The organism is Neolewinella lacunae (genome assembly GCF_014349155.1).
Lineage (GTDB): Bacteria > Bacteroidota > Bacteroidia > Chitinophagales > Saprospiraceae > Neolewinella > Neolewinella lacunae.
The window spans coordinates 21442-40189 of record NZ_JACSIT010000148.1 but is presented as its reverse complement, the minus strand read 5'-3'; the positions used below and the strand labels follow the sequence as shown (position 1 = coordinate 40189).

At 60.4% G+C, this 18748-nt stretch carries 9 protein-coding genes; 6 read left to right on the top strand and 3 right to left on the bottom strand.

Annotated elements, in window-relative coordinates; genetic code table 11:
- Window positions 1-83: 83 nt before the first annotated feature.
- Window positions 84-3218, bottom strand: coding sequence for a glycoside hydrolase family 2 TIM barrel-domain containing protein (locus tag H9S92_RS17995; protein ID WP_187468088.1), 3135 nt, complete (start codon window positions 3216-3218; stop codon window positions 84-86).
- Between the two features lie 508 nt (window positions 3219-3726).
- Here H9S92_RS17995 and H9S92_RS17990 point away from each other — a divergent pair.
- From H9S92_RS17990 to H9S92_RS17970, 5 genes are all read left to right on the top strand, one after another.
- The gene (locus H9S92_RS17990; RefSeq protein WP_187468087.1) at window positions 3727-6909 is read left to right on the top strand and encodes a SusC/RagA family TonB-linked outer membrane protein; all 3183 of its coding nucleotides are present in this window, start codon (window positions 3727-3729) and stop codon (window positions 6907-6909) included.
- 104 nt (window positions 6910-7013) lie between these two features.
- The gene (locus H9S92_RS17985; RefSeq protein WP_246463980.1) at window positions 7014-8885 is read left to right on the top strand and encodes a RagB/SusD family nutrient uptake outer membrane protein; all 1872 of its coding nucleotides are present in this window, start codon (window positions 7014-7016) and stop codon (window positions 8883-8885) included.
- A gap of 116 nt (window positions 8886-9001) precedes the next feature.
- Window positions 9002-12052: a VCBS repeat-containing protein gene (locus tag H9S92_RS17980; protein ID WP_222936160.1), complete on the top strand. Its 3051-nt coding sequence runs from the start codon at window positions 9002-9004 to the stop codon at window positions 12050-12052.
- Window positions 12053-12098: 46 nt separating this feature from the next.
- Window positions 12099-13520: a vanadium-dependent haloperoxidase gene (locus tag H9S92_RS17975; RefSeq protein WP_246463978.1), complete on the top strand. Its 1422-nt coding sequence runs from the start codon at window positions 12099-12101 to the stop codon at window positions 13518-13520.
- A 67-nt stretch (window positions 13521-13587) separates the two neighbouring features.
- Window positions 13588-15279, top strand: a complete 1692-nt coding sequence (locus tag H9S92_RS17970; RefSeq protein WP_187468085.1) for a CRTAC1 family protein — start codon at window positions 13588-13590, stop codon at window positions 15277-15279.
- A gap of 46 nt (window positions 15280-15325) precedes the next feature.
- Here the strand turns inward: H9S92_RS17970 and galK are convergent, their stop codons facing one another.
- Both galK and H9S92_RS17960 read right to left on the bottom strand, forming a co-directional pair.
- A complete protein-coding gene (galK, locus tag H9S92_RS17965) occupies window positions 15326-16528 on the bottom strand; it encodes a galactokinase (protein WP_187468084.1) in 1203 nt (400 codons plus the stop codon).
- A gap of 46 nt (window positions 16529-16574) precedes the next feature.
- Window positions 16575-17300 (bottom strand): YebC/PmpR family DNA-binding transcriptional regulator, encoded by a 726-nt coding sequence (locus tag H9S92_RS17960; protein WP_187468083.1) that lies wholly within the window; start codon window positions 17298-17300, stop codon window positions 16575-16577.
- Between the two features lie 344 nt (window positions 17301-17644).
- On the opposite strand from H9S92_RS17960, the gene H9S92_RS17955 reads away from it, so the two are divergent.
- On the top strand, window positions 17645-18742 hold the full coding sequence (locus tag H9S92_RS17955) for a hypothetical protein (RefSeq protein ID WP_187468082.1): 1098 nt from the start codon (window positions 17645-17647) through the stop codon (window positions 18740-18742).
- Window positions 18743-18748: the final 6 nt, after the last annotated feature.

Below are 18748 nucleotides of genomic sequence, written 5' to 3'. Positions count from 1 at the left end.
AGGACACCCTCAACCAGGTTTTCCTGCCACACCTTAGCCCCTCTTCGTGTCCTAAGTGGTTCAAAAAAAACTGCGCAGCAGTCCTACTGCGCCTTCCCTATCCTAAAGCTGTACCATAAAGGCCTATCCAGTTCCAAACGGTGCTCCGCGTAGGGGCCAGCGTTGGGCAACCAGCTGTTGTCTCCTCCGACGCCGATCTGCCCGTAATCGAGGTTCAGGGTAAGGTGGGTGGCGGGCGTCAGTTCATTGGTGTGGGTGGCGGCTTCGAGGGTGGCCTGGGTGTAGGGCCAGATGCTGAAGTCCATACCCGTGGGGCTGTTGATCCGCAGGGGCGCCTGGCCGTTACCCGCAAGGAGCAACGACATCACGTTCATCCGGTTGCCATTCTCGGCGGGCCGGATGTAGGGCTCGTGGAGTTGGTCGGTGGCGGAAGTCCAATTGCCGAAGCGGGCCGAACGGAAGCGGTCCGCGTAGGCCTCGTGGGGGCCACGTCCGTACCAGCTCACTTGCTGATAGCTCCGGCTGATCTCCGTTTGCAGGCCGTAGCGGAAGACCCCGGGCACATCTGTACCGGGGTTCGCTTTTTCCAGGCTTTGTTCAAAGACCAGGGCACCGTCGGCGTCAAAGCTGATCATCACCCGTTCGTTGACTTTCCCCTCCAGATAGCTGCGCGTGAGGTAAAGTACGCCAGCGCGGAAGGATTTACTGGCCAGGACCGGCTGGGCGTCGCGCCAGGGGCGGTAGGCATTAGCCAGTCCGGCGGGCTTGTCGTTGTCCGTCGGCACCCGCCAGAAGTTGGGTTTGAGGGGCGCGGCGAAGACCTCGGTGTCATTGCGTAAAACGTTGGTGACGATCCCCGTCTTAGGGTCAACGTAGACTTCAAATTGTTCGTTGCTCAAGACCAGTGCGCTCGGGGTTTCCTGGTAGTTGGCCCGGGCGGGGGCAGCGTCGTCCAAGGCTACGTCTTCGAACCCTACGGCGGAGATCTGCTCGAAGGCTACCTCGTGGCCTGCGGGCCGGCCAAACTCCGGCGTCCGCTGCAAGAAAGCAAACTCGAGGTAATCGTAGGGCTCGTCTTGCACTGCTGTTTTCCACTTCCACTGCACCTGCGCTCCGGCGCCCACATCCGGTGCTGCTCCTTTCCAGAGGCTTTTGGTTCCGGTGGGGGTGACGGCCCGGACTTCCAGGTCGTACTGGTTCAGGTTGGTGTGGGTGAGCCAGCTTTTGATGGTCACGCTTTCTGCGTCGTACCAGCGCACCTCCACGGGCTGGAAGGCGTGTTTCACCTCCCAGAGGGCGGGCTGGGGGCTGCGGTCGCTGTAGAGCAGTCCGTTGGCGAGGAAGTTGTTGTCGTTGATGTCTTCACCGTAGTCGCCGCCGTAAGCCATGAACTGCTGGCCCTGCGGATCGGTCTTCTTCAGTCCCTGATCGATCCAGTCCCAGATAAAGCCACCCGCGAAGTTGGGGTACTCCCGGAACATTTTGGCAAAGGTATCGAGGTGGCCCGTGGAGTTGCCCATGGAGTGGGCGTATTCGCAGTAGATCAGGGGCCGGTCGTCGTCCATGGCCAGCAATTGCCGCATTTGCTCCTTGGGCGTGTACATGCGGCTGCGGACGTCCACGTAGGCCTCGTCGGGCTCGGGCTTATCGCTGAAACTGTTGCCCGCCGCGCCTTCGTTGTGGAGCATGCGGCTGCCGTCGCGGCCCTTCACCCAGGCGGCCATAGCGGCGTGGTTGGGGCCGGTGCCCGCCTCGTTGCCCAGACTCCAGCTGACGATGCTGGGGTGGTTTTTGTCGCGTTCCACCATCCGCACCACCCGGTCGAGCATGGCCGTGGCGTACATCGGCAGGCCACTGATCTGGCTGGCGGCCTTGTGGGTTTCCACGTTGGCTTCGTCCATTACGTAGAGGCCGATGCTATCGGCCAGCTCGTATAAATAAGGATCGTTGGGATAGTGGCTGCAGCGCAGGGCGTTGAGGTTGAAGGCCTTCATTAGGCGGAGGTCTTCACGGATTTCCGCGCGGGTGACGGCCTTGCCGCGGATGGCGGAGTGGTCGTGGCGGTTGACGCCGTAAAAAATGACTTCCTTGCCGTTGACCTTAAAGCCGTCTTTGCCCCAGCTAAGGTTGCGGAAGCCGAGGTAGGTGCCCGTGACGTCGACGGTGGCCCCGGCGGCATTTTTCAGGGCGGTCACCAGGCGGTAACGGTTGGGGGTTTCGGCGGTCCAGGGTGCCACGTTGGGCACCCGCAGATCGAGGCCATGGAACTGGTGAATGCCGTAAGGGTTGCGGTAGGCCCCGCGCTGGTAGTAGTTGGGGATGGCGTTGAGGTTGAGGCTTTGCGGCTGGGCAAAAACGGGCTGCCCGGCGGGGTCAAAGAGTTGTACTTCCAGCGTCCAGTCTTTGATTTTGGCGGGGTCGCGGTAGTGGAGGGTTGGCTCAATGCGGAGCAAGCCGGTGCGGCCGTCTTCGGCAATGGAGGGCTTGGCGAAGAGGTCGGAAAGGTACTCGTAGGGCGTGCTTTCCAGGTACACCGAGCGGTGCAAACCGCTCATCCGCCAGTGGTCCTGGTCTTCCAGGTAAGAACCGGCGCTGTAGCGGTAGACTTCAACGTATACTTCGTTGCCGCGGGCCTCCACCAGGTCGGTCACGTCAAATTCGGCGGGGGTGCGGCTGCCTTCGCTGTAGCCCACGTACTGGCCGTTTACCCATACGTGAAAGGCGGAGCTTACGGCTCCGAAGTGAATGACCTGCCGGTCGCCGGGCCGGAAATTCTTCACGTCGAAGGTGCGCCAGTAGGCACCCATCGGGTTGCGGTCGTGTTCGGTGGGGCCGTCGGCGGCGGGCACGTAGGGCGGGCCGGCGGGGCGAAAGGGATACTCCCAGTTGGTGTAAATCGGCATGCCAAAGCCTTGGGCCTCCCAGTTGCCGGGCACCGTTATGGGGCGAAACTCGGCGGGGTTCAGGGCCGGGTAGGCCGGGGCCTGGTTTTGGCCGTGGCGGTGCATTTTAAATTGCCAGGTGCCGTCGAGGCTCGTCCGGCCCACCTGCGCGCCGTTCGCCCGGGCCGTGGCCACGTTGGCGTAGCGGTAGAGCGTGGCGTGGGGCGGGAGACGATTGACATTAAAGGTCTCGGCGTTCTGCACGTAGCGTTGCTGGGCGCTGACGCAGGTGCAAAGCAAGGTAACAAGAGCCAGGGTAGACAAAAACTTTTGCATCGGATCGAAACTTTGGCCGGAAGGTCGCAATTTTTTTTGTCCCGCTGCCAGCAGGAAGCTGATTGGTGGCGGAAATCAGCATTGCGGGCGGCTAACCATCGGGAAAGGGAAAAGGGTGAAGATTTTTTTCACGGTTTTTGGGCTGGTTAGTGGCGGCAGTTTCACGCTCCCTGGGTTTCAAAAAACCTAGATTTTCAGGGCTGTTGCGGGTATGTTATCCTGCCTAAGGCCCATCCACGCCCGACAGGAGAAGCCATTGATTAACTGCTCGCCGCCGGTCATTGCCAAAACAAGATTTGGCGGTTTCCAGTGTTGTAACTACTTTTCGGCCTAATACACCTCAAGAAAGTAGGCATCTGGCTTTCTGAGGGCTTTCCGCTTTTTCATACCTCCCCATAGCGCCACCCGTTGGCAAAACCACTTGAAGACTGAGCAAGAGTTTATCGCCCCGCGGCTTTCCCGCCCCGGTGGCATCGGATACTTTCATTCACTTATTTGAAGCTTAGTCATGCATTACAAATTTATTTTGCGAGGAGCAATGGCCCTTTTGCTGTTGCTCACGCTTGCGGCTACTGCGGTAGCGCAGCAAACCATCAGTGGGGTTTTGCTCGATGAGCAAACCGGAGACCCGCTCATAGGCGCGAGTGTCTTGCTAAAGGGCACCAGTTCCGGTACGGTTACCGACGTTGACGGTAGCTTTTCTTTGCAGGCCAGTGATGGCGACGTGCTGATTTTTTCCTACACCGGCTACCAAAACCGGGAAATTACCGTCGGTCCGGGCGTCAATTACAATCTTTCGCTTACCAGTGGCGAGCTACTGGATGAGGTGGTTGTGGTTGCTTACGGAAAGCAGAAAAAGGCAACCGTAACTGGGGCCGTGGTGGGCGTCCAGGGGGGGGCTTTGCAGCAGTCGCCCTCGGTCAACCTCGGCGCTTCGCTGGCGGGTCGTCTGCCCGGCGTAGTCGTCATTCAGCCCAGCGGTGAGCCGGGCAACGACAACGCCCTGATCAACATCCGCGGCGTCAACACGCTGGGCAACAGCAGCCCGCTGATTGTCATTGACGGAGTCCCCGACCGCGCGGGTGGCCTGGCGCGCCTCAGTCCCCAGGACATTGAGTCCATTTCCGTGCTGAAGGATGCCTCGGCGGCCATTTACGGTGCCCGCGCCGCCAACGGTGCCATTCTGGTGACCACCAAGCGCGGCGTATCCGGCAAACCTACGGTGAGCTACGACTTCAACCAGGGCTGGGCCCAGCCTACGGTCATCCCCGAAATGGCGAGCGCCGTAGAGTACGCCAACATCATGAACGAGCTGCCGATCTACCAGACCGTGCCCGTCAATGAGTGGTCAGCGGCCTCCCAGGCCATCCGGACTTCCGGCACTTACGATTCGCCCACGCCCGGCGTTGGGACGATCAACGCCAACTTCAGCCCCGAGGCCGTCCGGCTGCACGGTGCAGGTACGGACCCCTGGGGTTTCCCCGATTCCGACTGGTTTGGTGACGCCTTCCGCACCTGGGCGCCGCAGAGCCAGCACAACCTATCCGTCCGCGGTGGCACGCAGGCGGTACGCTACTTCGCCTCGGCGGGCTTCGTCAACCAGGAAGCCTTCTACAAAAACACGGCCACGAAGTACAAGCAGTACAATTTACGCATCAACCTGGATGCAGACATCAGCCAGTACATTACCACCTCCATCGGCATCACCGCCCGCCGGGAAGACCGTCGCTACCCCACGCAGGACGCCAACGCGATCTTCCGGATGCTGATGCGTGGCCGGCCTACCGAGCCCGGCGTCTGGCCCAACGGCCTGCCCGGACCCGACATCGAAAACGGGCAAAACCCCAACGTGATTACCACCAACGCCACCGGCTACGTGGATAGTCCCACCGACTACCTCCAGGCCAATGGATCAGTCACACTGACCAACCCCTGGATCAAGGGACTGTCGCTGACTTTCTCCGGTGCTGCCGACAACAGCAACAACACCACCAAGCGGTGGGAAACGCCCTGGACTTTGTACTTCTGGGACCGGGTATCCTTTGAGCCCGACGGCGTCACGCCCTTGCTGGAGGGTGCCGTTCGCTCCAACTTTACCGACCCGCGCCTGCGGCAGAGCAATTTCTCCACGCTCAACACCAACCTCTCCACCCGCATCGACTACAATACGCAGTTCGGAGCTGGCCACAACATCGGTTTGATGGCGGGCGTGACACGGGAAACCTTCAGTGGAGAGGGCTTTCAGGCCTTCCGGCGCAACTACATTTCTGCGGCGGTGGACCAGTTGTTTGCCGGCGGATCTTTGCAGCAGGAAACGGGTGGCTCCGGCTACAACCGGGCCCGCCTGGGCTACTACGGCCGGGCGCAGTACGACTACAATGAGAAGTACCTCCTGGAGTTCATCTTCCGCTACGACGGTTCGTACATCTTCCCGGAAAGTGACCGCTTTGGCTTCTTCCCCGGCGTACTGGCGGGCTGGAACATCTCCAATGAAGACTTCTTTAACGTAGGGGCGGTCGATCTGCTCAAGATCCGCGCCAGCTACGGGCAAATGGGTAATGACCAGGTGTTTTTCAACAACCAGCTGCAGGAATTTGCCTACCTCTCTACCTATGGCTTCGGCGAATATCCCATCAACAGTGTGGTCGAAACTACCCTGAGGGAAATCCGCCTGGCCAACCCCAGCTTCACCTGGGAACGGGCCAATAACCTCAATTTCGGCATTGACGCTATCCTGTTCAACAACCGGGTAGACGCTACGCTGGAATACTTCGTCAATAAGCGCGACCAGATCCTGATTCAGGAAACGGGCTCTACCCCGGCATCTTCCGGCATCAACAGCCTCCTGCCTCCAGTGAACGCCGGTGAGGTAGAAAACCGGGGCTTTGAATTCAACCTGGGCTACAATGGCCGGGCCGGCAAACCTTTCCAGTGGCGCTTCGGCGTCAACGGTGGCTACGCCAAGAACAAGGTCATCTTCATGGACGAAATCCCCGGCGCTCCCGATTACCAGCTCATGGAAGGCAAGCCCATCGGTGCTTACCTGGTGTACGAATCCGACGGTGTATTCCGCGACCAGGCCGAGATCAACGCCGAAACCCTCGATTACAGCGCCGTAACGGGCCGTCTGTTGCCGGGCGATATGAAATTCCGCGACGTCAACGGCGACGGAAAGATCGACGGCGACGACCGTGTACGCATCGACGACAACGGTACGCCGACCTTCAACTTCGGGGCCAACTTCACCGCCAGCTACAAAGGCCTCGACATTACCGCGCTGTTGCAAGGGGCTACGGGTGCTTCCCTGCGCGTGCAAACGGAATCCGGCGACATTGGCAACTACCTCAAGTGGAGCCACGACAACCGCTGGAGCATCGATAACCCCAGCTCCGAGCACCCTCGCCTGGCCAGCCGTGGCGATACCTACTACACGGGCGGTAACTACGGCCAGAATACCTACTGGCTCTTCAGCAAGAATTACCTCCGCCTGAAGAACCTGGAAATTGGCTACACGCTGCCCACGGCCCTCACCAGCCGCCTCTCCCTGGGCAGCCTGCGCGCCTACGTCAATGGCCTTAACCTGCTCACCTTCGATAGCCTCGATTTCTTCGATCCCGAGTCTACGGCCGGCAGCGGCGTCTACTACCCGCAAACCCGCATCATCAACCTGGGCTTAAACGTCACATTCTAAACCAATTACGAGTTCCACTGTTCCAACACCTAAGCGTGTTTTCGTACCTTCGCGGTACGCAACAGCGGAACTTGAAACTGAAACTATCACACATCATGCAACTAATGAAAAATTCTCTTTGGCGGGCCTTCCTGGCAACGGGTGTTTTCCTGGCCCTCCTGACGGGGTGTAAGGACGACTTCCTGAACACGGAGCCCCTTGACAGCATCTCCAGCGAGGCCACCTGGGCGGATGGCCCACTCAGCCAGGCCTTCATCTTCAACGTCTACTCCTTCCTGGGCTACGGCGGGTTCGAGGAGCAGGGCTTATCTTCCATTACGGACGAGGCGATGTTCACCCACGCCGGGCGGAACATCAACACTTTCAATGAAGGCACGGAAGACCCCACCAACACCGCCTGGATGAGTGCTACTTACCAGTGGGACCAGATGTACCTGGCCATTCGCCAGGCCAACATCGCCATTGAGCGCCTGCCCACTGCGACCTTCTCCGACACGGAGTTGCGCGACCGCCTTCTCGGCGAAGCCCACTTCTTGCGGGCCTACTACTACCACCAGCTGGCCCGCTTCTACGGCGGCGTTCCCCTCATTGACCGCCCCTACGGCCTGGATGAGGACTACTCCGTAGCGCGCAACACCTGGGAAGAAACGGTCAACTTCATTGTCGCAGACCTGGATCGGGCCGCCACCTTGCTCGAAGGCAAGCCCGTTACGCCGGGCCGGGCTTCCACCCTGGCGGCGCAGGCGCTGAAATCCCGTATCCTGCTCTACGCCGCTTCGGATCTCCACGACGGTGCTTTGGCGGGCGGAGTATTCCCTGGTTATAGCAATATCGACCTGGTGGCTTACTCCGGTGGTGACCGCACCGCCCGCTGGCGCGCCGCCCGCGACGCTGCCCTGGTGGTGGTGAACGCCGGCACGGGCTACAAGATGGACCTCACCGCACCCGTATCCGCCGAGGAAGGCCGTCAGAACTACATCTCCATTTCCATGGGCGGTGGTAGTGCCGTTGGCGACGCTGCTGCGGAAGTAGAATTGATCTTCGAGCGCACTAAAACGCCCCTCTACACCGTAGAGGACAACTGGCCGCTGGGTGGTATCCACCACGGCATCAACAACGGACCGAACGGCTACAACAACTGGGCGGGCAACACCCCCATCCAGCAGCTGGTGGACGACTACGAGATGATGGACGGTTCCCGTTTCGACTGGAACAACCCCGCCCACGCTGCAGCTCCCTACGAAAACCGGGATCCCCGCCTCGGCGCATCCATCATGTACGACGGTGCCGACTGGAAGCCCCGGCCAGTAGCCGTTTCCGGAATTGACCCCATGGACCAGATCCAGACCGGCTACTACGACGACGGCAACGGCGGCACCATCAACGGGGTGGATACCCGCGAGTCTACGGTAGAAAACTGGAACGGCAGCCGTACCCACTACTACCACCGTAAGTTCATCGACCCCAACCCCGCGTTGCCCGATAACCAGTCGAACGCCCAAACCATTCCCTGGCCATTCATCCGCTACACCGAGGCCGTACTGAACCTCGTGGAGGCCAGCATCGAACTGGGCGACGAAGCCACGGCCCGCGAATGGCTCAGCAAGATCCGCTTCCGTGTCGGGATGCCCGCCGTAACGGATACGGGCGATGCCCTGCGGCAGCGCTACCGCAACGAGCGCCGCGTGGAACTCTCCTACGAAGAGCACCGCTACCACGACGCCCGCCGTTGGCTGATTGCCCCCGAAACCCTCGGCCGCATTATCCAGACCATCGACATCCGCGCTACCCTCCGCCCGGGAGCCACGCCCCACGTGCCTTACCGCTACGACCCATCCCGTTACACCTACACTTACACGGTGGTGGAAAATACGGAAAACGAAACCCGCACCTGGCGCAACAAGATGTACTACCGCCCGATCACGCGGGACGAGATCAACCGCAACCCTCTGCTGGTACAGAACCCGCTGTACTAGCACCGGGTAACAACGGACGATAAACTGTGGCAGACCCACTTATTCCCCGGGAGTAAGTGGGTTTGCTTATTTTTGAGCACTCCCTTTGGGAGCTTTTTCGAGGCAACTTACTTGATATGTACGCATTGTTTTTCCGCCTGATGGGGGTGTTGGCCCTGCTTCCCCTGCTCCATTGTTCGGGCCCGGCACCTGCGACCGCGCCCGAAAAAGATGGTGCTCCGGCCGCTCCGCTCTTCACCTTACTGGAGCCCGCTACAACGGGCATCGACTTCGTGAACCGCCTGACCGAGGGGCCAAATACGAATATCCTGGTGTACGAATATTTCTACAACGGTGGGGGTGTGGCCGCTGGCGACCTGAACGGCGACGGAAAAACTGACCTGTACTTCACGGCCAATATGGCCGAAAACCGCCTGTACCTGAACGCTGGTGACCTGCACTTTACCGACGTAACCCAGCCTTCCGGCGCGGGCGGACGCCCTGGCCCCTGGAAAACCGGTGTGACCCTGGCTGACGTCAATGCCGACGGCAAACTCGACATTTACCTCTGCTACTCCGGCATGCTGCCCCCCGAGAAACGCGCCAACCAGTTGTTCATCAACCAGGGCAATGGGCCGGACGGGGTGCCCGTTTTTCGCGACGAAGCCGCCGCCTACGGGCTGGCCGGAACGGCCTTCAGCAACCAAATGTATTTCTTCGATTACGACCGGGACGGCGACCTCGACGGGCTCCTGCTGAACCACAACCCTCAGGCATTGCCCGTTTTGAACGCGGCCAAAACCCGGGAACTGCTGGCCAACCCCGACCCCGACCGCGGCCTGCGCCTGTACCAAAATACGGGTGGGAAATTCAAGGACGTCACCGAGGCGGCGGGCATCAGCGGTTCGGCTCTGAGCTACGGCCTGGGGCTGGCCATTGCGGACCTGGACAACGATGGTGACCCCGACTTTTACGTCTCTAACGACTACGAGGTGCCCGACTACCTCTACTACAACAACGGCGACGGCACCTTTACCGACCACCTGGGGGAGCAAATGAGCCACACCAGCCACTTCTCCATGGGCAGCGACGCGGGCGACATCAACAACGACGGCCACCTCGATCTTTTTACCCTCGATATGCTGCCGGCCGATCCCCGCCGCCAGCGCCTGCTGCAACCCGACGACAACCGCTCCAAGCTTGACCTCAACCTGGCCAGCGGCTTCCACCACCAGACGATGCGCAATATGCTGCAACTCAACCGCGGCGATGGCACTTTCGCCGAGATTGGCCGCCTGGCTGGTGTGGCGATGACCGACTGGAGCTGGTCTGCCCTGCTGGCCGATTTTGACAACGACGGCTGGCAAGACCTGCACGTCACCAACGGCTACCTGAAGGACTACACCAACCTCGACTTCATCAAATACATGGAAGATTTCACGGCCGCAAAAGGCCGCCTGCAACGGACGGATTTGCGGGAATTGCTGGAGCAAATGCCCGCTTCCGATCTTCGCAATTTTGCCTTCGGCAACCAGCACAATGGAACTTTTGCGGACCGTACGGCGGACTGGGGACTGGCCCGGCCATCGAACAGCAACGGTGCCGTTTATGCCGACCTGGACAACGACGGCGACCTGGATTTGGTGGTCAATAACCTCGACCGGGCGGCCTTCGTGTACCGCAATGACCTGACCGGGCAAAACTACCTTTCCGTAGCGCTCGAAGGTCCGGCGGGCAACCCCCAGGGCATCGGGGCGCGGGTGGAAATCAGGGCCGACGACCTGCAACAAATCCGCGAGCAATTCCCCAACCGTGGCTACCTATCCTGCGTCGATCCCGTGCTGCACTTCGGATTGGGGGCGCGGACGCAGGTGCAAAGGCTAGTCGTCACCTGGCCCGACGGCGCCCGCCAAAACCTGGAGGCGGTGGAGGTTAACCAGCGCATCGTTCTTCGCCACCAAGAAGCAGGGGAAGTCCGTCCAGCCCCAGCCAAGGCCACCGCTCCAAGCTGGTTTCGGGAAGTAAGTTCTCCCTTGGCCTACACCGATCCGCCCGCCGAGCAACGGGGTTTTGACGAAGAGCGCCTCCTGCCCCGCGAATACGCTCAACCCGGGCCGGTGCTGGCCGTGGAGGGCGGAAAAGTGCTTGCCAAAGCAGGTACTGGCCGCGTTCTGGCCCGCAGCAGCGGAAAGTACGCGGTGGAGTTCGTGGGCAACGCTTATCTGCCCGGCCGTTACCCGCTGGTAGATGCGGTGACCCTTTACCCCCTGAACGACGGACAGCGCACGCCACTGACCTCGCCTTTGCCCCAGGAATTACAATCCATCGGCAAGATCAACGCCGCCACTTGGGCGGACCTGGATGGCGACGGGGCCGATGAACTCGTCGTTGCTGGCGAATGGACGCCGCTGCTTTGCTTCACCTTCGACGGCCAGCAACTGCAGCCCTACGCCGGGGCCTTCCCGCCGCCACTGACGGGCTGGTGGACGGCCCTGCATCTCAGCGACTTCAACGGCGATGGCCGCTTGGACCTCCTGGCCGGCAACCAAGGCCTCAACAACCTCTTCAGCGCCAGCCCGGAACTGCCGCTGGAACTCTACGCAGCCGACCTGGACGGCAACGGTGCCCTCGATCCCATCCTGAGTTACTACGGCCCCGACGGCCGCCGCTACGCCGACCTCACGCGCGATGAACTGCTGGGGCAGCTGGCGGGACTGCGCAAAAAATACCCGGATTACCGCAGCTTTGCCGACCAAAGCCTCGACGACATCTTTCCTTCCTGGCCCGAAGGCACCCTGCACCGGACGGCGGAAATGCTGGAGACCGTCCTTTACCTCAGCCAGGCGGATGGCCGCTACGCCCGGGCGGAACTGCCTTTGGAGGTACAATACGCTCCGGTGCACACCATCACGGCCGCAGACTTTAATGCCGATGGGCACCGCGATCTTCTGCTGTGCGGCAACGATGGGAAAGAAAAACAGCGCTGGGGCAAAGCCGAGGCGAACACCGGTATCCTGTTGCAGGGAGATGGCAAGGGCGGCTTTGGCTACGTTCCCCAGGCCACTGCGGGCTTAAAACTGCGTGGCGACGTGCGGAGCGTGCTGGCTTACCAGGATTTATTGCTCTTCGGCATCCGGGGTAAGAAGGTGCGGGCTTACCGTCGGGAGGCCCAAATGGTGGAGCAATAAAGTCAGATCCCACCACCACAGAACAGAACAATATCAGCCTATTTTCATGGAAAAGTGTACGTCTTGCTATGGCTGGAATAATGCCTGCTTTAACCGAAAAGCGGAGATGAAGTGGATCAATGCAGCACGGGACGTGAGCCGGCAGTGCGGGTGCTTGATCCTGCTTGTCCTCGCCTTCAGCTGGTCTTCCTGTAGCCCTGCCCGCGACTACGAACAGCCCGCCGAACTTACGGGCAGCTGGGCGGAGATGACCCTGCGCCTGACCAAAGGTACCCCCGGGAACAGCCCGACCTACGCCTCGCGTTGCCTGGGCTACCTGGGCCTGGCCATGTACGAAAGTGTGGTCCACGGGACGAAAGACCGGCGCTCACTGGCGGGGCAGCTCAGCAGTTTGAGTCACCTGCCTACGCCCGATGCGGGGGTGGAATACGACTTCCGACTCGCGCTGAACGCCAGCCAGGCGGAGTTACTGCGCAGTTTGTACAACCACACTTCCGACGCCAACAAGGCCAGCGTGGATTCCTTGGAAGCGGAAATTGCCGCCTACTTTCGCAAACGTACCGACGCAGGGGTGGCCGATCGTTCTATTTCCTTCGGCCAACGCCTGGCACAGGCCATTTTCGAATGGTCAAAGAGCGACGGTGGCCACCGGGCCTATTTGAAGAACTTCGATAAAGCGATGGTTCACCCCGATCGTCCTGGAGGATGGAAGCCGCCGCTGTTTGCCCAATCCTTCAGTCACCATCCCCTGCACCCGCACTGGGGGCAAAACCGCCCCTTTCTGCCCGGCAACTACCGGATGGAAGCCCCCGAATTCATTCCCTACGATACTGTCCCCGGCTCCCCCTACTACGAGCAGTTTCGCGCGGTGTACGAGGCCGAGCGGGCGCTGACGCAGGAACAAAAGGAAATCGCCATCTGGTGGGGAGATGACCCCGACGTCACCTTCACCCCACCGGGGCACTCCTACTATTTAGCATCAATGGTGGTGCACGCACGGCAGCCCGACCTGGTGACTTGTGCCGAAGCTTACGCCCGGGTGGGGATGGCCGTAGCCGACGCTTTTTTGCTGTGCTGGCGGTGGAAATACCAGTTTTTCAGCGAACGGCCCAACACCTACGTTACCGCCGTGATCGACGAAGAATGGGAAAGCTTTTGGCCCGATCCGCCTTTCCCGGCTTTTCCCTCGGGGCACGCCATCCAGGCGTCGGCGGCGACGACGGTGCTCATCGATATGTTTGGGGACGAGTTTGCCTTCACCGACGCCTGCCACGTGGGCCGTCCCTACGACGAAGAGCGGGAGGTGGGCTTCGTGGCCCGCTCGTTCACCCGCCTCAGCGAAGTGGCCAGGGAGACGGCCGACTCCCGCTTTTTCGGAGGCATCCACACGCCCCAGGACAACGAACGCGGACTGGAAAAAGGCCAGGAGGTTGGGGCCAACGTGAACGGCCTAGCCTGGAAAAAGTAAACCCCGGATCAGGAAGGTGAATTCCCCGGGGGAATCCTTAAAGTCGCAGTAAACAATACCGCTTATTATGCGCAAAAGCTCATTTTTTTTGGGATTGCTGGCCAGCGGCGCACTCCTTGGCCAAAGCCCGACACCCTTCACCGACGTAACGGATTCGGCAGGCATTCAACATCAGTTTCGCGTGCTGGAGGGGATGTTCGGTGGCGGAGCTTGTGTGCTGGACTACAACCTCGACGGCTTCGAGGACGTGTACCTTACCGGCGGGACGGCTGATGATCAACTGTTGCGCAACAACGGCGACGGAACCATGACCAACGTCTTCGAAGGCTCCGGGCTGGAACTCACCAGGCGCTTCGTTACCCAGGGGGTGAGCGGTGCTGACGTAAATCGCGATGGCTACGTCGATCTCTTCATCACCACGATTACGGCGCGGGACAGTGCCCGGACCATTCCCCGTGCCAAGAACTTGTTGTTCCTGAACCAGGGGGACGGCACTTTTGCCGACGCTACCGATGAATTTGGCCTCGGGCCACTCTATTCCTTTAGTACGGGCGGGAGTTTCGGGGATTTTAACGCCGATGGCTGGCCCGATCTCTACGTGGGCAATTACTTTATTGGCTACGAAGGGAAGCTCAGCGTCATCTCCGACGCGACCATTGTGGGAGCCAACCAAACGGCCTACGACTATTTGTTGCGCAACGATCAAGGCACCAGGTTCACGAATGTGTACGAAGACTACGGCCTCCGACACCGCGGCTTTGGGTTCGGGGGACTTTTCACGGACTTTGACAACGACGGCGACCAGGACCTGATCGTCAATAACGACTTCGGCTACAAGGCAACGCCCAGCTACGTACTGGAAAACCGCTCCCCCCGGAAAAAATTCAACTACGTGGAGGAGGATTACGCCCTCGACCTGAAAATCAACGCCATGGGCTCCGCTGCCGGGGACTATAACCAAGACGGTTATCTCGATTATTACGTTACCAATATCCGCTTCAACCGCTTCATGGTCAGCCAGGGCCCCGGCAAACCCTTCGTTAACCTGACCAAGGAAATGAACATGCACTACGTTTCCATCAGCTGGGGCGCCAACTGGGGAGACTACGACCACGACGGAGACCTCGACCTTTTCGTCAGCAACGGCGACTTAAACCCCAACTGCGTCCCGATGGCCAATTTTTACTTCGAAAACGACGGCAACACTTTCCGGGAAATCGGCAAGTTGAATGGGGTGGGGGACTACGGCATCGGCCGGGGCTCCGTTGCTTTCGACCTAGAAAACGACGGCGATCTGGATCTGCTCGTCGTCGCCCAGGAACCGGTATTGCCCAATTACCCCGTCGCTTCCGTCACCCGGCTGTTCCGCAACGATGGAGCAAGGGGAAAGTGGCTGAAAGTCGCCCTCCGCGGGCTCAAAGCCGAAAAGAACGGCATCGGCAGCCGCGTCACGGTCTTCAGCCAGGGCCGGCAAATGATCCGGGAAATCGACGGCGGGGGCTCCAGCCACCTCTCTCAGAACTCTACCATCGCCCACTTTGGCTTGGGGGACGTCACTACGGTCGATTCCGTCCTCGTCACCTGGGCGGGCGGCAAACAGCAGTTGCTGACAAACCAGCCCGTAAATCAACTCCTCGTCATCGAAGAATCTGCGCGGAATGCCTCAGGTACTTTTCCCTGGTGGTTGTTCCTCAGCCTCGTTGGTTTGGCGGTATTGGGGACTTATTGGTGGCCCAGGAGTAAGGGCGGAAAGGAGTAAAGGCAAAAGGAATAAAGGTCTGGTTCTGTCCCTCGCGGTAGCCTATTCACTCATTTGCTGCGCAGTACTTCGTGCTCACGCATTCACTCATCCACCGCGTCCCGGGCCCAATCTGCACCGGATAAAACTCCGGAGTGATGTGGTAAGCGTCCTGGTAAGCCTCGGCCAGGAAGGCTTGCAGGGCGGGCACGTCGCTGGTGCGAACCAGGTTGATGGTACAGCCGCCAAAACCGCCGCCCATGATGCGGGCACCGGCGACGTGGCCTCCCTGAAACACTTCGGTGGCCTGGTAATGGAGAAAATCGATTTCTTCGCAAGAGACCGCGTAATCATCGCGCAGGCCCGCGTGGGTAGCGTTCAGGAGGGTGCCGGCGCGGGCTACTTCGCCTTCGGCCAAGGCCTGGGCCATCCGGTGAACGCGTGCGTTTTCGCTGATGACGTAGTAGGCCCGGCGGAAAGCTACGGCGTCCAGGGTGTCGGCCACGGCATCCAACTGGGGCAGGGTTGCCGCACTCAGGTTGTCCAGCCCAGGGTAAATGCTTTGCAAGGCCGCCAGGGCCCGGGCGCACTCGGCCACCCGGATGGGGTACTGGCTGCTTCCCAGTTCGTGGGTGACCAGCGAATTGACCAGCAGCCAGGAATAACCCGGCAAAGTAGCATTGATGGGGTGAAAGTCCAGGGTGGCACATTGCAGCAAGATTGGCCCCTGCGCACTGCCGTTCAGGCTGGCGAATTGGTCCATGATCCCCGTAGGCACGCCGATGAAGGTATTGCTGCTCCGCTGTGCGAGTTGGGCCAGAGCCGGACGACTCAATTCCGCCTCCACCACGGCGTTCAGCAGGAAAGCCATGCCCCCTTCCAGGGCCGCCGAACTGCTCATCCCCGAGCCCCGGGGAACGTCTCCGCCGAAGATGATTTCCAGGCCAGGCACTACGTAACCCAGCTGCTGAAACTGATCGACGATCCCGGCCAGATAATCGGCCCAGAGCTGGCCTGACTTACCCCGGACGGGCAAGTCCAGTACCGCATTTTCCTGCAAATCTGCGGCGTAGAGGCGCAGTACGGGTTCGGCAATCGGCCGGGCGTAGAAGTAGATGCCCTTATCGATAGCGGCGGGCATCACGTAGCCTCCGGTGTAGTCCGTGTGCTCCCCGATCAGGTTGATGCGGCCCGGGGAAAAGAGGCGATAGGGGAAGCTGCTGGCATCGAGCTGGCGGCTGGCAAAGTAGGCGGCAAGGTGGGGAAGCATGGCGGCGGCGGGGCTTGTGGCAGGGGAATCCCCGCCCGGTGGGACTTTACTCGCTCTCGTCCATGGTGTGGAAGACGTTGGCTACGTCGTCGTCCTCTTCGAGCTTATCGATCAGCTTGAGGAAGTCTTCCACCTCTGAGTCGGAGAGCTTTTTGGTGTGGGAAGGGATGCGGACGAGTTCGGCCTTAGACACCTTGATGCCGAGGCGTTCCATGGCGGGCCCGAAGGCGGCAAAATCTTCGAAGGAGGTGTAGAAGATCACTTCCTCCTCGTCGGCTTCCATGCTGTCCAGGCCCACGTCGATGAGTTCAAATTCCAGGCTCTCGAGGTCTTTGCCCGCCAGGTCTTCGGCTTTGACGATGAACTGCCCCTTGCGCTCAAACATATAGTCTACTGACCCATTGACGCCCAGGCTGCCACCGTATTTGCTGAAGGCGTGGCGGATGTTGGCCACCGTGCGGTTGTTGTTGTCGGTGGTCGCTTCCACGAAGACGGCAATGCCGTGCGGGCCGTAGCCCTCGAAGGTGACTTCTTCGTAGTTGGAGGTGTCTTTGTCAGTGGCCCGTTTGATGGCGGCATCAACGTTGGCCTTGGGCATGTTGACTGCCTTGGCGTTGTTGATGGCCAGGCGCAGCCGGGGGTTGTAGTCGGGGTCAGCGCCCCCTTCGCGGATGGCGATGTTGATCTCGCGTCCTACTTTGGTGAAGGCCTTGGCCATGCCGGCCCAGCGTTTCATTTTCGCCGCTTTGCGGTATTCAAATGCGCGTCCCATGGGAAGTTTTTTCGTTTGGTCCGCAAAGATAGCCAACCGGGACAAATGGCCTAAGCGCCCCGGTGCACAGAAAGAAAGAAAGTAGCGGGCGCGGACGCAGGTGCTAGGGAAAAGACGATGGAGCAGGGGAGGAGACCGTACCCCCCCATCCCCGTTCCGTAAAGCCCGGCGGAAGCTGTCCCTACCCAAACTACCCGCTCCGCCGGGATTTTCCGGGAGTCCGACCCGCTGCCTCGCGTCGCCCAACTTTGCTCATTTATCCCATGCGCTGCACCTGCGACCGCGCCCAAACAACGCAAACGGACTGGATGACAAAAGTCCTGACCAGGGCTTATCTTCGCCCAATGCAAATCCTCACCGTTGTCATCGGCATCATCTTCGTGCTGCTTCTGCTCAGCCTACTGGCGACCACCATGATGGAACTGTTGTCGTCCATGTTCAGCCTGCGTGGCCGCAACCTTACCAAGGCCCTGCGCAACATGCTGGCCCGCTCGGACCCCCACGAGATTTTGGTCGACGAATTCCAGCGCAACAGCCTCTACCGCCACCTGACCCAGCAGTACGGGCGGGAGGGCAAGGGATTTGCGGCGCCCAGCTATATGAATGCGGAAACTTTCCAGAGCATCCTCCTCGACGTGGTCCTGAAGGGGGATGACTACGCCAACCTGCCCACCCGCATCAATGCCCTGCCCGACGCAGACCTGCGCAACGTCCTCAACCAGCTCTACCGCGAAAGCAACGGGCAGCTCGACCTGTTCCGCCTCGAAATACAAAACTGGTACAATAGTGTAATGGACCGCGCCGGAGGCTGGTACAAGCGCTACACGCAGAAAATCCTGCTTTTCATGGGCCTCGGCATCGCCCTGGTATTCAATGCCGATACGCTGGCGCTGTACGACCGGCTTTCGCAGGATCCGGAGACGCTGGCCCAGCTCGTTACGGCCGCTGAGCAATACGTCGTAGCCCGCGAACGGGTAGGGAGCCCAGTGCCCTCGACCGCCCCGCCGCCAAATCCAAATCCTCCCGCGACGACGCCCGGCAGCACCCCGGAGGCCGGCCCCAGCTTTGGTAATCAGGTGCCGATCAACCCATTCGACACCAGCCGGGCAGCCAATGCACCGCCGACGGGCCAGGTGCCAACGCCCGCCCCGACCACCTACGGCTACGCCGCCGAAGAAAGGATTGCCGACAAAGACTTCCGGACTTCCCTGGAAGAGCTCAAGGGTTTGCTAAACAACGAGATTGCCGACATCCGGCGGCCCCTCGGCCTCGGCTGGGAGGGCGTGGACCTGCGGGCCCTGACGACCTACGAGTTGATCTCCAAGCTGCTGGGTTTCATCCTCACGGCGCTGGCCGTCAGCATGGGCGCGCCGTTCTGGTTTGATTTGCTGAAAAAACTGGTGAACGTCCGCAGTACCGGCGCCCGGCCCTACGAAGAATAAGGATTC